Source organism: uncultured Sanguibacteroides sp. (assembly GCF_900543425.1).
Lineage (GTDB): Bacteria > Bacteroidota > Bacteroidia > Bacteroidales > Marinifilaceae > Gabonibacter.
The window spans coordinates 1-16,673 of record NZ_UQRQ01000020.1 but is presented as its reverse complement, the minus strand read 5'-3'; the positions used below and the strand labels follow the sequence as shown (position 1 = coordinate 16,673).

At 43.1% G+C, this 16,673-nt stretch carries 10 protein-coding genes; 8 read left to right on the top strand and 2 right to left on the bottom strand.

Annotated features, from left to right (window positions below; all coding sequences use genetic code 11):
• Window positions 1-98: 98 nt before the first annotated feature.
• A complete protein-coding gene (gene rlmD, locus QZR76_RS10840) occupies window positions 99-1,502 on the top strand; it encodes a 23S rRNA (uracil(1939)-C(5))-methyltransferase RlmD (RefSeq protein ID WP_294142834.1) in 1,404 nt (467 codons plus the stop codon).
• Between the two features lie 63 nt (window positions 1,503-1,565).
• On the opposite strand, the gene QZR76_RS10835 is transcribed toward rlmD, so the two are convergent.
• The gene (locus QZR76_RS10835) at window positions 1,566-2,183 is read right to left on the bottom strand and encodes a WbqC family protein (RefSeq protein WP_294142833.1); all 618 of its coding nucleotides are present in this window, start codon (window positions 2,181-2,183) and stop codon (window positions 1,566-1,568) included.
• Between the two features lie 393 nt (window positions 2,184-2,576).
• Here QZR76_RS10835 and QZR76_RS10830 point away from each other — a divergent pair, with 393 nt between their 5' ends.
• The 5 genes from QZR76_RS10830 (at window position 2,577) to glgP (ending at window position 13,703) form a co-directional block, all read left to right on the top strand.
• Complete coding sequence (locus QZR76_RS10830) at window positions 2,577-4,559, top strand: alpha amylase C-terminal domain-containing protein (RefSeq protein ID WP_294142832.1); 1,983 nt, start codon at window positions 2,577-2,579, stop codon at window positions 4,557-4,559.
• A 47-nt stretch (window positions 4,560-4,606) separates the two neighbouring features.
• Window positions 4,607-6,562, top strand: coding sequence for an amylo-alpha-1,6-glucosidase (locus QZR76_RS10825; protein WP_294142831.1), 1,956 nt, complete (start codon window positions 4,607-4,609; stop codon window positions 6,560-6,562).
• Between the two features lie 50 nt (window positions 6,563-6,612).
• Complete coding sequence (locus QZR76_RS10820) at window positions 6,613-7,917, top strand: glycosyltransferase family 4 protein (RefSeq protein WP_363664976.1); 1,305 nt, start codon at window positions 6,613-6,615, stop codon at window positions 7,915-7,917.
• A 58-nt stretch (window positions 7,918-7,975) separates the two neighbouring features.
• Entirely contained in the window at window positions 7,976-9,379 is a 1,404-nt protein-coding gene (locus QZR76_RS10815; RefSeq protein ID WP_294142830.1) for a glycoside hydrolase family 57 protein, read from the top strand.
• A gap of 79 nt (window positions 9,380-9,458) precedes the next feature.
• Window positions 9,459-13,703: an alpha-glucan family phosphorylase gene (glgP, locus tag QZR76_RS10810; RefSeq protein ID WP_294142829.1), complete on the top strand. Its 4,245-nt coding sequence runs from the start codon at window positions 9,459-9,461 to the stop codon at window positions 13,701-13,703.
• Between the two features lie 36 nt (window positions 13,704-13,739).
• On the opposite strand, the gene QZR76_RS10805 is transcribed toward glgP, so the two are convergent.
• Window positions 13,740-14,069 (bottom strand): translation initiation factor, encoded by a 330-nt coding sequence (locus QZR76_RS10805; protein WP_294142828.1) that lies wholly within the window; start codon window positions 14,067-14,069, stop codon window positions 13,740-13,742.
• 154 nt (window positions 14,070-14,223) lie between these two features.
• On the opposite strand from QZR76_RS10805, the gene QZR76_RS10800 reads away from it, so the two are divergent.
• On the top strand, window positions 14,224-15,042 hold the full coding sequence (locus QZR76_RS10800) for a sulfide/dihydroorotate dehydrogenase-like FAD/NAD-binding protein (RefSeq protein ID WP_294142827.1): 819 nt from the start codon (window positions 14,224-14,226) through the stop codon (window positions 15,040-15,042).
• 4 nt (window positions 15,043-15,046) lie between these two features.
• Window positions 15,047-16,507 carry an NADPH-dependent glutamate synthase gene (gene gltA / locus QZR76_RS10795; protein ID WP_294142826.1) on the top strand — a complete coding sequence of 487 codons (1,461 nt, stop codon included), beginning with the start codon at window positions 15,047-15,049 and terminating at the stop codon, window positions 16,505-16,507.
• Window positions 16,508-16,673: the final 166 nt, after the last annotated feature.

The window sequence follows — 16,673 nt, the reverse complement described above, 5'->3', positions numbered from 1 at the left end:
TTTTACTCCATCCGGTCTTCTATTCCATTTTAAATTTCGTATATTTGCCCTTCGAAATTTTGAATGTATTAATCTGAAGTTTGGAGTGTTTAAAATTTATGGGTAGAGGAAAGAAACCGTTACTGGAAGATATCGAGATCCAAAAAATTGCAGCAGAGGGTAAATCCATCGCTTACGTGGATGAAAAAGTTTTATTTGTTCCTAATACTGTTCCCGGTGATATTGTCGATGTTCAGGTAACCAGAAAGCGGAAAAGTTTTTTGGAAGGTTTCGTGGTGAATGTTAAGAAATATGCCGATATCCGGACTCAGCCTTTCTGTTCCCATTTCGGAATATGCGGCGGTTGCAAGTGGCAGAATCTGCCTTACGAACAGCAATTGAGTTTCAAACAACAGGAGATTATCGACAATCTGCAACGTATCGGAAAGGTCGAGCTTCAAAACATACGCCCGATTATGGGTTCCCGCAGAACCCGGAATTATCGGAATAAGTTGGAATTCACCTTCTCGGACAAACGTTTCCTGACTCGCGAAGAGATCGGTAGCGATCGGGATATCGAACGCTCTCCTGCGGTGGGTTTCCATGTTCCGGGACTTTTTGATAAGGTGGTAGACATTGAAACCTGTCATTTGCAGCAGGAGCCATCCAATGCCATTCGAAACTTTATACGGGATTATGCCGTTGCGCAAGGATTAAACTTTTATAATATACGGGAACAAGAGGGTTTTTTACGAACCTTAATTATTCGCACTTCTTCCACGGGCGAGATCATGGTTATCGTCACCTTCGGTCGTGAAGAACAAAAGGCAAGAGAGTGTTTACTTCAACGCCTGTCAGAGGCTTTTCCGGAAATCACTTCTCTTATGTACGTGATTAACGAAAAACTAAATGATACAATCACGGATCAAGAAGTGATCTGCTTTTATGGCAAAGATCATATATACGAACAAATGGAAGAGCTGAAGTTCAAGATCGGCCCTAAATCGTTCTACCAAACTAATTCGGAACAGGCCTATAGTTTATACGCCCAAACCCGGCAGTTGGCCGGATTAACAGGTAATGAAACCGTTTACGATCTCTACACGGGAACGGGAACGATAGCTAATTTTATTGCTCGTCATGCCCGTAAAGTGATCGGAATCGAATATGTCCCGGAAGCCATTGAGGATGCCAGGATAAATTCTTCCATCAATGGTATCACGAACACGCTTTTTTATGCAGGCGACATGAAAGATGTCTTAAACGAGGCCTTTATTATCCGTCACGGCAAACCGGACGTAATTATTACCGATCCTCCGCGTGCGGGTATGCATCCTGATGTTGTAAATACTATTTTAAATGCCTCACCGGAACGTATCGTCTATGTTAGCTGTAACTCGGCAACTCAGGCGCGTGATCTTCATTTAATGGATTCCGATTATAAAGTGATGGCAGTCCAACCGGTAGACATGTTTCCACATACACATCATGTGGAAAATATCGTTTTATTGCAGCGCCGGTAGAAGAATTTTTGATTCGCTTTCTTCCTTTTCGGGCGTACAGATTGTTTTAGCATAATCTTTCCGTTATAAATAGAGGGCGGTATCGGGGCCTTCGTTGAAAAGAAGATCCAGGATGCTAAGATTCGGGACAAAAGGAAAACGCTCGGCAAAAGTTTGGTGGTAGGGTTTGGCAACAAAGGGATCGTTGAATCTACGCCGGGACGGTTTGGGGTGAATGACGTCCCTGAAATCGTCACATTGATAGGGTTCGTTGACGTAGTCTTCCGATAAAGTTACGGTGTTTTTTAAGGATAGGATATCAAAAATTTCGCGTATTATCTTCATGTTCAGATCAAGCAGGTATTTCTCTTTTTTTATAAAAAAAGAGGTGAAATAATCCATGTAATAATCATAATAAGGCGAATTTTTATAAGCGGACTCGATACCTTTAAAATGAAGTTTTTGCCACGGAGTGGAGTAATCTATGCAGGTTTCTTTGGTCAATATCTTTTTATTCGTTGCTTTTATTACCGGAACAGATAATGTCATTGTGCCATTGGCCGTCATAATATCACAACGATTTCTATAACTTTGTTTTCCGTAATGTTCGTATTGTTCGATAACAATTTCTTCGTAATCTTTTACTTTAGAAAAATATTGTATTGGAGGGAAATAGGCCGTATTTAATAAGATTCTTTTCATTCCGTGCTATTTTGAGACAAAAATAGGAAAATAAAGATTTTAGGTTGGAATTTGATGAAAAAAAATGATTGTAAATATATGTGAATGGATATATTAATCTTTTCTTAAAATATAATATGTTAAAAGTGGTGAAATCTACTCATATTGGCTTAAATATTGTTACCTTGTAAGCAATTTAAATGATTTCGGAAAAAAAAGTCCTTATGGGAATAAAGAAAGGAGTAAAATTAAAATTCCCGCAAAATAAAAAAGGTTTATATTATAACTAAATGACTCAATTCTTCGTAATTTAGTAATAAAAATGTAACGGAAGGTACATCCCAATGTAATACAAGAATGGTATATTTGAAACAGGGAAGTGATTATTCAAAAAAATTAAATTAGATCAATTATATGAAACCGGAACTCGTGAATCAAGATAAATTATTAGAGCCTTTCGCGAAGGTAATTCAAGAAAGGCATGAACGGATGCTCGCTTTGGAGAAGGAATTCACGAGTAGGGCAACCCGGTTGGCTGATTTGTGTAATTCTTATTTATATTACGGCCTTCACAAAACGGCTCGGGGATGGGTGTTCAGGGAATGGGCGCCTCATGCTACGGCTATTTATTTAATAGGAGTATTTAACGATTGGCGGAAGCATCCGGATTACGCCTTGAAAAAAATAAATAATGAGGATTGGGAGATTGTATTGCCGGAGAGCGTTTTGTCTCATGAAATGCTGTATCGTTTATTGGTCGAGTGGGACGGCGGAGCGGGCGAGCGTATCCCTACCCATGTCAGAAGGGCGGTTCAGGACGAGTATACCAAGATATTTAGTGCTCAGGTGTGGGACCCGAAGAATCCCTATCGCATGAAGTATAAATCTCCTCATCGTACCATTCATCCTTTGATATACGAGGCGCATGTGGGAATGTCTACCGAACATAAAAGGGTTTCGACGTTTACGGAGTTTCGTTTGTTTGTGCTTCCCCGTATCGTGGATTTGGGGTATAATACCATACAATTGATGGGGATTCAGGAACACCCTTACTATGGTTCTTTCGGGTATCAGGTATCTAATTTTTTTGCCGTCAGTTCCAGGTTCGGGACTCCGGAAGAGTTAAAAGCTTTGATTGATGCCGCTCATGGAATGGGTGTACGGGTTATTATGGATATTGTCCATTCTCATGCCGTTAACAATGAAGCAGAAGGATTGAGTTGTTTTGACGGTTCGTACGATCAATTTTTTTACTCTGGAGAACGAGGGTATCATCCTTTATGGAACTCCCGTTGTTTTAATTACGGTAAACACCAGGTGATTAATTTCTTGTTATCCAATTGTAAATATTGGTTGGATGAATTCCATTTTGACGGTTTTCGTTTCGACGGGATTACGAGTATGATCTATTGGGATCATGGAATCAATCGGGATTTTACGGATTACCGGATGTATTATGACGGTGATCAGGATGAAAATGCTATAGTTTATTTGAGTTTGGCAAACCGGGTGATTCATCAGGTAAATCCCGAGGCTATAACGATAGCGGAGGATATGAGTGGAATGCCGGGCGTCGCTTTCCCGATAGAGGAAGGAGGTATGGGATTTGATTTTCGTATGAGTATGGGTGTGCCGGATTACTGGATAAAGTTGTTGAAGGATAGAAAAGATGAAGAGTGGCATGTGGGGGATCTTTTTTATGAACTGACCAATAAACGGAAAGAGGAACATACGATTAGCTATGCCGAAAGTCACGATCAGGCTTTGGTCGGAGATAAAACGATTTTTTTTCGGTTGGTAGATAAGGCTATATACTCTTCGATGAGTGTTTTTGATAAAAACATCCTCATAGACCGGGGTATTGCTTTGCATAAGATGATTCGTTTGGTGACGATTGGAACGGCGGGAGACGGTTATCTTTCTTTTATGGGGAATGAATGGGGACATCCGGAGTGGATTGATTTTCCGAGAGAGGGTAATAGTTGGAGTTACGATCATGCCCGGAGGTTATGGAGTTTGGTCGATGATGAGCAGTTGCGCTTTCGTTTTTTGAATGCTTTTGATCGGGCTATGATTCATTTCGTTGAAGATAATCAAATTTTTGCGGGATATCCTTCTCCTTTGGTGAGAGATAACGAGAGACAGATTTTGATTTTTATTCGGGGAGATTTTTTGTTCGTGTTTAATTTCAATCCTGAAGTTTCTTTTATGGACTATCGGTTTGATGCACCTCCGGGAAAGTATGTGACGGCTCTGAACACGGATAGCGAGTTGTTTGACGGTTTCGGAAGGGTTGACGAGACCGTGGAGCATTTTACATCTTATATTGCTCCCGGTCGAAGCCAGCTGAGTTTGTATCTTCCTGCCCGTAGTGCGTTTGTTATGCACCGTTCGTGATAGGAAAAAGTAGTAATTGATTTTGATAAATTAAATGGCATATATTTATGGGATATTTAAAATTCAATAAAGAGGAGTTAGTCAACTTAGAGTATGCTCTGCACCGGGAGGTTCTGGCGACCAATCGGGCTGGTGGTTACGCGTCAACAACTATTGTTTGTTGTAACACGAGAAAGTATCATGGTTTATTGATACTTCCGATCGAGGAATTCGGAGGGATAAACCATGTGTTGCTCTCTTCGCTGGATGAGACTATCGTACAGCATGGTCAATCGTTTAATTTAGGTATTCATAAATATCCCGGAGTGTATGAACCCCGGGGACATAAATATATTGTCGATTGTGAGTATGAGCCTGTTTGGACGTTGGTCTACCGGGTAGGAGGGGTCGTACTGAAGAAGGAGGTGATAATGGTACATAACGAGGCTCAAGTAATGATTCGTTATACATTGGTGGATGCTCATTCGGATACCATATTACGTTTAAAACCTTTTTTAGCTTATCGGAATGTGCACGATTTGAGTAAAGCCAATATGATGGCCAATACAAAATATGAGTCGGTTCCTAACGGAATAAGATCAAGGTTATATGTAGGCTTTCCCTCTCTGAATATGCAATTGAGTAAATCGAATGAGTTTGTGGCCGTACCGGATTGGTATTATAATATCGAGTATCTGGAAGAGAAGGCAAGGGGATATGACTATCGGGAGGATCTGTTTGTCCCGGGGTATTTTGAGGTCCCGATCAAAAAAGGGGAAAGTATCGTGTTTTCGGCCTCTGTGGAGGAGGTGAATCCGAACGGATTAAGGCGTAAATTTCAACAGTTGGTGGATTCGCGTATGCCGAGGGATAATTTTGAGAATTGCCTGAAGTATTCAGCTTCTCAATTTATTGTTCATGACGGAAAGGATACGGAGGTTGTAGCGGGTTATCCGTGGTTCGGACGTTGGGGACGAGATACTTTTATCGCTTTACCCGGAATAACGTTGGCTGCCGAACAGGATGTAAAAAGTTGTAAGGATGTAATCGATACGATGGTACGTCAATTGCATAACGGATTGTTTCCGAATATCGGAAAACGACAAGATGCAGCCTACAATTCGGTAGATGCCCCGATGTGGTTTTTCTGGGCTCTTCAGCAATTAGGCGAGGCGGTGAAAACGAAGGGATTTATCTGGAAAAATTACGGGAGTAAAATGAAAGCCGTATTGAAAGCTTTCCGTGATGGTATAAATCCTTGGGTGAAAATGGAGGAGAACGGCTTAATCTGGGCGGAACAACCCGGTAAGGCTCTGACTTGGATGGATGCTATCGTGAAAGGAATTCCGGTCACTCCCCGGGCCGGCTATGCCGTAGAGATCAATGCCTTATGGTATAATGCCGTGTGTTATTGCTTACAATTGGCAGAGGAAGCTGGCGACAGCCGTTTTGTAAAGGAATGGAGGGAGATGCCGGAAAAGATTCGGGAGAGTTTTAAGAAGTTATTCTGGTATGAGGAAGGAAAATACCTTGCCGATTATGTAGATCATACCGGTCAGAATACCTTGGTGCGTCCGAATCAGGTTATAGCCTGTTCCTTAGAGTACTCTCCGATTACAGATGATATGAAAGAGAGGGTATTACATGTGGTACGTCGCGAACTGTTAACCCCGAAAGGATTACGTACGCTGTCACCTAAAAGCGCTCAATACAAGGGGCGTTACGAGGGGGATCAGAATGAACGGGATTCGGCTTACCACCAGGGAACGGTTTGGCCCTGGTTAATCGGTTCTTATATCGAGGCCAGTTTGAAACTGCGGGGAAAGCAGGTTTTGCCTACGGTGAAAGAGTTATTGGCCGGATTTGAGGAGGATATGACTACTTACGGGGTTTGCTCTATCGCGGAAGTGTATGACGGGGATCCTATTCACAGACCCGGAGGATGTATATCTCAAGCATGGAGTGTCGGTGAGGTATTAAGAAGTTTAGCGTTAATTAAAAAATTTGAGAAAAAACGGAAATAAAAACGGACGTTTTATGTTTAAGTTCTCAAATTTTGAAATCGAATTATGATATGAGTACAAGAGTATTGATGTTTGGTTGGGAGTTCCCTCCTCATATTTCAGGGGGATTGGGGACTGCTTCTTTCGGTTTGACGAAAGGATTGGCCGAATACGGGGTCGAAATAATGTTTGTGATGCCGAAAGCCGGTGGTGATGAGGATCAAAGTGCCGTGAGAATTATTAATGCGAGCGATGTAGAGGTGGTAAATACATGTTCCGATCTGGAAGAATATTGGAAGAATATTCATTTTATGGAGATTGATTCTAACCTGGTTCCTTATCTTGATCCGGAAACATTCGAAAGAAGTGTCCACCAAACGTTAAAGGTCGGGGAAAAAGAGGAGAAGATCTCTTTTCGAAATAAATTTCAGTTTTCCGGTAAGTATGGAGCTAATTTGATGGAAGAGGTGGCCCGTTACGCTATGGTTGCCGGGACCGTCGCTGCCAAAGAGCAGTTTGATGTAATCCATGCTCATGATTGGTTGACCTATACCGCCGGTATCGTGGCTAAGAAAATATCCGGCAAGCCTTTGGTCATTCATGTACATGCCACGGAATTTGACCGTAGCGGTGAACACGTGAATCAACAGGTGTTCGATATTGAACGTAAGGGAATGGAGGAGGCCGACCGGGTGATTACCGTGAGTAATTTAACCCGCAATATCGTTATTAATCGATACGGAATAAATCCGGAGAAGGTGGTAACCGTTCATAATGCGGTAGATTTTCAGTCTCGCGAAGAGGTCGAGGTAGAACGTAGTTTGAAAGAGAAGATTGTAACTTTTTTAGGCCGGATAACCTACCAGAAAGGTCCGGAATATTTTATCGAGGCGGCCTATAAAGTTTTGCAGCGTTACCCGGACGTACGTTTCGTTATGGCCGGGAGCGGGGATATGTTGAATCGTTCTATTCGCCGGGTGGCGCAATTGAAGATCGCTACCCATTTCCATTTTACCGGCTTCCTGTATGGAGAGGAGGTTCCGAAAATGTTTGCTTATAGTGATGTGTACGTGATGCCTTCTGTTTCGGAACCTTTTGGTATTACGCCATTGGAGGCGATGCGTTCCGGAGTGCCGACCATTATATCCAAACAATCGGGTGTGGCTGAGGTGTTGAAACACTCGATAAAGGTGGATTATTGGGACGTGGATGCTATGGCGGACGCTATATACGGGTTGTTGGTTTATCCGGCTTTGTCCGTGGTGGCAGGCCGTGAGGGGTTGGATGAAGTAAATCAATTGAAATGGAGAAATGCGGCTTTAAAAATTAAATTCATTTATGAAGAACTTGTCAATGAATTTAATGCAAGACGCTAAGAGCGGAAATGGAGTAAAAGAGCTTGTAAGTAAATAAAAATGAATAAAATATAAGGATATGAGAAAGACATTATGTTTCTATTTCCAGATACATCAGCCGGTTCGGCTAAGAAAATACCGTTTCTTTGATATAGGGAAACGGAGTGATTATTTTGATAATTATATCAATCGTTCCACAATACGCCGGGTTTCGGAGAATTGTTATTTACCGATGAATGCGTTGATGTTAGAGTTAATTCAACGTTACGGGGGTAATTTTAAAATAAGCTTTTCTATTTCCGGTTCTGCTATTGAGCAATTTGAATTACATGCTCCGGAGGTGATCGAAAGTTTTAAGCAATTAGCAGCAACCGGATGCGTTGAGTTTCTGGCGGAAACGTATGCTCATTCCTTGGCCTCTTTGTCCTCTACTGACGAGTTTGAGGCCCAGGTAAAGCATCATGCCCGTAAGATAAAAGAGTTGTTCGGACAACGTCCGGTTACCTTGCGTAATTCCTCTCTGATCTATTCGGATCAGATTGGCGAACGTGTGGCGGCAATGGGCTATGAAGCCATGTTGACGGATGGGGCAAAGCACGTATTGGGATGGAAGAGTCCGAATTTTGTATATACCAATTCGATCAATCCCAAATTAAGGTTGTTATTGAAAAATTCCAGGTTGAGTGATGATATTACAATGCGATTCTCGGACCGGAGCTGGAGCGAATGGCCTTTGACCGCAGAAAAGTATGCCGGTTGGTTGAAAGAGAGTGTCCGGGAGAGTGAGGTCGTCAATTTGTTTATGAATTATGAAACTTTTGGAGAGTATCAGTCTCGGGAGAGCGGTATTTTTGATTTTATGCGTCACTTGCCGGAAGCGGTCTTTACCTTAACTGATTTTGAATTTTTGACTCCTAAAGAGGTTGTTAAGAAACATCAGCCGATAGCTCCTTTACATGTGCCTTACCCGATATCCTGGGCAGATGAAGAACGGGATATTACCGGATGGTTGGGAAACGAGTTACAGGCGGAGGCTTTTGAAGAGTTATATAAGATTCAAAAGAAAGTGAAGCGTATCAATGATCCTGTATTAAATGAGGATTATAAACGCTTGCAGGCAAGCGATCATTTTTATTACATGGGAACCAAACTTTTTTCCGATGGAGATTTCCGGCGTCATGTTTCGCCTTACGAATCACCTTATGAGGCCTTTGTCAATTATATGAATGTATTGAGTGATTTTATCATAAGGGTTGATGATTTGGAAAAAAAGAGTAATATTGTATCGAAGAGAGAGGTAATGCAGGAGGGTAAAATACCTCCTGAGAAGAAAGTTGCAAGATCTACCAAGCCTAAAGAAAAAACGTATATCGTTTCTGCGGAAAAAGTTGGAAAGGAGGTAAAAGCGGAAAAGGAGATAGAAGATAAGGGGAAAAAAGTAGAGAAGAAAACGAAGAATACGGTAACTAAAAAGAAAAAATAATCTTAAATAACCAAAAGCTACGATGTATGGGTTCGAGGTGTAGTAATGCAAACCTATATTTATAATTTAAAATTAAAACATGAGTAATATAAAATTGAAAAATCCCGCCTATTTGTTTGAGGTAAGTTGGGAAGTGTGTAATAAAGTCGGTGGTATACACACAGTTATTTCCACGAAAGCCTTGAGTATGGCCCGAGAGTTCAAAAATAATCATATTCTGATAGGGCCGGATGTATGGAGGTACAATGAACCGAATCCGGAGTTTACGGAAGACCCGCATCTATTTAAATCGTGGAGGGCTAAAGTATCCCGCGAGGGATTACGAATAAAAGTCGGACATTGGAATATCGCGGGAAACCCGGTGGTGATATTAGTCGATTTTACCACGTTCATAGCCCAGAAAGATCAGATATTGACCTCTTTTTGGGAGAAGTTCCGATTGGATTCGTTAACCGGGCAATGGGATTACATCGAACCTGTTTTGTTCGGTTACACGGCAGGAAAAGTCATTGAAAGTTTTGTTCGATACAATGCCTCCTCCCGTCAACATGTCATTGCTCAATTTCACGAGTGGATGACGGGTAGCGGTCTTCTTTATCTGAAAGATGTTCTCCCGCAGGTAGGATGCGTTTTTACTACTCATGCTACCGTGTTAGGACGGAGTATTGCAGGAAACGGTTTGCCTCTATACGATCACATACAACAGTATAATCCGGCTGAGGTTGCTCATCGTTTTCAGGTAGAAGCAAAACAGTCTATGGAGAGTAAGGCTGCCGAATTTGCGGATTGTTTTACAACGGTGAGTGAGATCACGGCTGTCGAGTGTGCCCATTTCCTCGGGAAAAAGGTGGATATGATTACCCCGAACGGATTTGAGAATAGTTTTACTCCTCCGGATGACATTTACTTAGAGAAGAGAGAAGCCGGAAGAAAGAAGTTATTGAAGGTAGCACAGGCATTAGCCGGAAGGGCCATTTCTGAGGATGCTTTTATCGTTGGAATTAGCGGGCGTTACGAATTTAAAAATAAAGGTATCGATGTATTTATCGAGGCTCTGGGACAATTGAATCGGGATCGGGAGAATACGAAAGAGATTATAGCTTTTATTTTAGTACCGGCCGGACATCAAGGGGTGAATACGGAGTTAATAAATAATCTGGAGAAGCCTTATCAGGCTGTAGAGGTTGTACATCCTTATGTAACCCATATATTGACGGACCCGGAGCATGATCCGATATTGTTGAAGTTTGCCGAGGAACAACTGTTGAACCGGGAAGAGAATCGGGTAAAGGTGTTTTTCAGTCCCAGTTATTTGAACGGGAGCGATGGGGTCTTTGACGTGCCTTATTATGATTTGTTGGTGGGTATGGATTTGACGGTGTTTCCATCCTATTACGAGCCTTGGGGGTATACTCCTTTAGAGAGTCTGGCGTTTAAGGTTCCTTCGATTACTACCACTTTAGCCGGCTTCGGGTTATGGGTGGAAACTCATTATTCCAAAGAGCATCCCGGAATAGATGTTATTTCTCGGGATGATCGAAACAACGAGGCCGTGGTGCATGAGATTGCAGATAAAATAAAATATATAGCCGCGTTGGCTCCGGATAAATACCTTAAGTACCAAGAGAATGCAAAAGAAGTATCCCGGATTGCTTTATGGGAGCATCTGATTACTTATTACCATAAAGCCTACGAAATTGCTTTACAGAAGGTAGCTTTGAGAATCGAAGATATGCCGGTGAACGAGGCGGAAGAGGTAGCGTTTATCGACAAACAGATGATCAATACTACGCCGACTTGGGTGAGCGTGATTATTCATAGGTCTATTCCGGAGCGCTTGTGTGCTTTGGAACAGTTGGCCAATAACTTATGGTGGTGTTGGAATGAGGAGGCCGTGGATCTGTTTAAGAGTGTAGATCCGTTACAGTGGATGCTGACACGCCATAACCCGATCGCCCTTTTGGATAAGATCTCTTTGAATCGTTACAAAGAGCTGGAAAAGGACGGAGAGTTCGTGCAGCGTTTGGAGAGTGTTTATGCTAAATTTAAGGATTATATGGAGGGGAAAAAGAAGATGAACGATCCCTCTATCGCTTATTTTAGCATGGAATACGGTTTGCATGCTTCTTTGAAGATCTATTCCGGTGGACTCGGGGTATTGGCAGGAGACTATTTAAAGGAGGCAAGTGATAAACAAACCCGGATTACCGGTGTCGGTTTGTTATACCGGTACGGTTATTTTACACAAAAATTCTCGGCAGCAGGGAATCAGGAAGCGGAATATGAGGCACAAGATTTTATGAAGATTCCGGTCAATCCGGTACGGGATAAGGAGGGTAATTGGTTGACGGTTAGCCTGGCTTTTCCCGGACGTAATGTTTCTGCCCGGATTTGGCGGGTCGACGTGGGGAGAGTGGAGCTTTATTTGTTGGATACCGACTTCGAGGATAACCAGGAAGGAGATCGTTGTATTACACATTACTTGTACGGCGGAGATTGGGAGAACCGTTTGAAACAGGAGTTGTTGCTGGGCTTAGGAGGTATTCAGGCTTTACGTAAACTGAATATTTCAGCGGATGTATACCATTGCAACGAGGGACATGCTGCTTTTACGGGTCTGGAGCGGTTAAGGGAATACGTGGAGAACGAGAATCTTGCTTTTTCCGAGGCGATGGAGGTTGTTCGCGCTTCGTCTCTGTTTACGACACATACGCCCGTGCCCGCGGGACATGATGCATTCACGGAGAATTTGTTGAGGGGGTATCTCTCTTATTTTCCCGATCGGTTGAAGATTACCTGGGAACAGTTGTTGGCTTTGGGTAGAATCAACGCGGGAGATCCGAATGAAAAATTTTCCATGAGCTTCTTGGCGGCCAATTTGTCACAGGAAGTGAATGGGGTTAGTTGGTTGCACGGGAAGGTAACCCGGGAAATATTTAAAGGCTTGTGGCCGGGATATATGCCTGAAGAGTTGCATATCAGTTACGTGACCAACGGGGTGCATTACCCTACCTGGACGGCTCCCGAATGGAAAGCGATTCATCAGGAGGTTTTCGGGGAGAAGTTTAAAACCCATCATTACGATCGTTCTTGTTTTGAAGGAATTTATCAGGTAAGTAACGAGCGAATCATGGGGGTACGGGGAGTATTGAGAAGCCGATTGATACGTCATATCAAACGTCGTTTAGCCGATGGAGGAGATACGGCCTATTTTACTCCGAAAGAGTTGGTAGAGATTAAAGATAAGTTGCGGGATGATATTTTGACGATCGGTTTTGCCCGGCGTTTTGCTACTTACAAACGGGCCCATCTTTTATTTAGTAATCTGGATCGTTTGAATGAGATTGTCAATAATCCGGAACGTCCGGTGCAATTTATATTTGCCGGGAAAGCCCATCCGGCGGATCAGGCGGGGCAGGATTTGATCAAGCGAATCGTGGAGGTTTCCAAATATCCGCAATTTTTAGGGAAGATTATTTTCTTGCCGAATTATGATATGGATTTGGCTCGCCGAATGGTTCAGGGGGTAGATGTCTGGATGAACACTCCTACCCGTCCGCAGGAAGCTTCCGGTACGAGTGGCGAAAAGGCGGCTATGAACGGTGTTATGCATTTTAGTGTCTTGGACGGTTGGTGGGTGGAAGGTTATCAGAAAGGAGCGGGATGGGCTTTACCCATGGAACGTACCTATGAGAATCAAGAATTCCAGAACCAATTGGATGCCGAGTTAATCTATAATATCATTGAGTCCGAGATAGCCCCTGCTTTCTACGCGAAAGAGGAAAACGGCATATCGTCCGCCTGGGTAGAGTATATTAAAAATACGATAGCGAAGGTCGCTTCCAACTTCACTTCGAATCGCATGTTGACGGATTACGAGGAGAAATTTTATTTGCCGATGTCCCGTCGGTATCATAAATTGATAGCCGACCACGATGCTTTAGCCATAGAAATTGCGGAATGGAAGAAGAAAGTCGGACGCGAATGGGAGAATGTAACGGTTGATTCGTTGATCCTTCCGGATAAATCGAAACAGATTATCTCTTTGGGTAAGTCGTATGTGGGAAAAGTCCTCTTGGATATAGGAGACCTCACGATAGACGATGTGGGAGTCGAGCTGATTGTTACGGAACAGGTAAACGGGAAAATGGTGGTTCGTTCTACTTATGATTTCGCTCCGGTTTCTTTTGATAACGGCAAAGCTCTCTATTCGGTAGAGATTACTCCGGATGATCCGGGTCTGTTTACGTTAGGATTACGTATTTATCCGAAGAATCCGTTATTGCCGCACAGGCAGGATTTTGCTTTGGTAAAATGGTTATGACGCAGAATAAAAAAGCAGCTTTGATAAGCTGCTTTTTTATTTGGCCCGGTACCCGTTGTCTTTTAGTATGGTCAGGATTTTTTCTTTGAGTTCACCCTGAATGATGATTTCGCCGTCTTTTGCGGAACCACCGACTCCGCATTTGTTTTTGAGTAATTTAGCTAATTCTTTTAGATCGTCTTCCGTACCGATGAAACCTTGAACGAGCGTAACGACTTTACCTTTGCGTTGTTTGGAGTCGAGGGATACCCTGAGATTCTGTTTCTCCGGAGCAAGCGTTTCTGCTTCTGTATTTTCGTTATACTCGTATTGAAAATCGGGATTGGTAGAATATACCACGTTTATTTTTTCCTTCTTGTTGCTCATAACGGATAATCGATTTATATTTATTGCAAATATAACATTTTGATGTAAAAATGTCATATGTGAAATGGAGAGAAGGGGATTGCAGGTATTTTTTTGTTGATATTTTTTATTATCTTCACACCCTTTAAACGTGTGATATAGGAGAGTAACGAATATGAATAAGATATTGAATAAAACCTATTTTTCGGAACGGGTAGTGAAATTAGAGGTTGAGGCTCCTTTGATAGCCAAGGCAAGAAAACCTGGTAATTTCGTCATTGTGAGAGTGGGAGAGAAGGGAGAACGGATGCCTTTAACGATAGCGGATGCTGATTTAAAGCGGGGAAGTATCACGTTAGTGGTACAAGTTATGGGTGTTTCTTCCCGGAAATTATGTGCGTTAGACGAGGGGGATTATATTACGGATCTGGTGGGGCCGTTGGGAAAACCGACTCATATAGAAAAGGTCGGAACGGTGTTGGCTTGTGGGGGTGGTGTCGGTGTTGCTCCCTTGTTGCCTATTGTCAAAGGTTTTAAGGAGGCCGGTAATCGGGTCGTATCGGTAATTGCCGGAAGGACGAAGGATTTGGTTATTTTGGAAGATGAGATACGGGCTTCGTCGGACGAAGTGATTATTATGACGGATGACGGTTCCTACGGGAAGAAGGGGTTGATTACGGAGGGGATGGAAGAGATCATAAAACGGGAAAAGATCGATTTGGCCGTGACCATCGGTCCGGCAATTATGATGAAGTTTTGTGAGAAATTGACTCGAAAATACGATATTCCCACGATAGCCAGTTTAAATGCTATCATGGTGGACGGTACTGGAATGTGCGGGGCTTGCCGGGTTACGGTAGGAGGGAAAACTCGTTTCACCTGTGTCGACGGGCCGGAGTTTGATGCTCATCAGATTGACTTTGATGAGATGTTATCCCGTTTAAACGGATATAAAGATACCGAGAGTGAAAAATTACATGAATTTGAAAAATAAAAATATGAGTGGGATAAGTGATCGAAATGTAGCCTGGAGGCAACAGTTACGCCAAAACGTGCCGGGTAAGGAACGGACCTCTATAGAACGGGTTAACATGCCGGAAGTAGATCCAGCGGAGAGGATTAAGAGCCAGAGGATAGAGGTGAACAAGGGATTAACACCGGAAATGGCTATTCAAGAGGCGAAACGTTGTATGGATTGTGTAAATCCCACTTGTATGGAAGGTTGCCCGGTGGAGATTGATATTCCCGGTTTTGTGAAGAACATCGAAAGGGGAGAATTTTTGCAAGCGGCCGTGATTTTGAAGAATACGAGTGCTTTACCGGCTGTTTGCGGCCGGGTGTGTCCTCAGGAGAAACAATGTGAATCCAAATGTTTTTATATACAGAAATTAAATAGGAAACCGGTTGCTATCGGTTATCTGGAGCGTTTTGCGGCGGATTACGAACGAGAATCCGGTCATGTATCCGTTCCGGAGGTAGCTGCGGCTAACGGTATAAAAATGGCGGTGATTGGTTCCGGGCCTTCCGGACTCTCTTGTGCCGGAGATTTGGCCAAAAAAGGGTATGATGTGACCGTTTTTGAGGCATTGCACGAGATCGGGGGAGTATTGAAATATGGAATCCCCGAATTCCGTTTGCCTAACCGGGTGGTGGATGTGGAAATTGACAGTCTGAAAAAGATGGGGGTAAAATTTGTTACCAATTTTATCGTGGGTATGACGGATTCGATTGAAGATTTAAAGGCTGAAGGTTTTAAAGGATTTTATATTGCTTCGGGAGCGGGGTTGCCCCGTTTTATGAATATACCGGGAGAAAACTATAACGGTATACTCTCTTCCAACGAATACTTGACCCGGGTGAATTTAATGGGTGCTGATAGTGAAGAGTCGGATACCCCTGTGTATCACGGGAAACGAGTAGTCGTAGTCGGTGGAGGAAATACCGCGATGGATTCTGTGCGTACGGCAAAACGTCTGGGGGCCGAATGGGCTATGATTGTTTATCGGAGGAGCGAAGAAGAGATGCCTGCCCGGATCGAAGAGGTGAAGCATGCCAAAGAGGAGGGATGTGAGTTTATAACTTTGACGAATCCGATTGAATATATTGCCGATGAGAATCGGCGGGGAAAACAGGGGAAAGTACAGAAAATGGTTTTGGGAGAGCCGGATGCCAGCGGACGTCGTAGTCCTGTGCCTGTTCCCGGTTCCGAATATTTGATAGATGCCGACGTGGTCGTGGTGGCCGTGGGAGTTTCTCCTAATCCGATAATTCCTCGTTCCGTGGAAGGTCTAAATGTCTCTTCCAAGGGTACGATTGTCGTGGATGAAAAGACCATGGAGTCCAATATACCCGGACTCTTTGCGGGCGGTGATATCGTACGCGGAGGAGCTACGGTTATTTTGGCCATGGGTGACGGTCGCAGGGCTGCAGAGCATATGATAAATAGTCTTAAGGTCTGAATAATTTTTGATTGACGATTTATGATTTATGATTGGGGTTCCGATTCCGCTCTCTTAAAATCGTCAATCAGAAATCTGGAATCACCTAATCTTTTAATCGTCAATTGTCAGTCGTTACGGGCTAACCCTCCGGGGCTTTGACGTTCCCGTCGGTCGTGCAGACGCT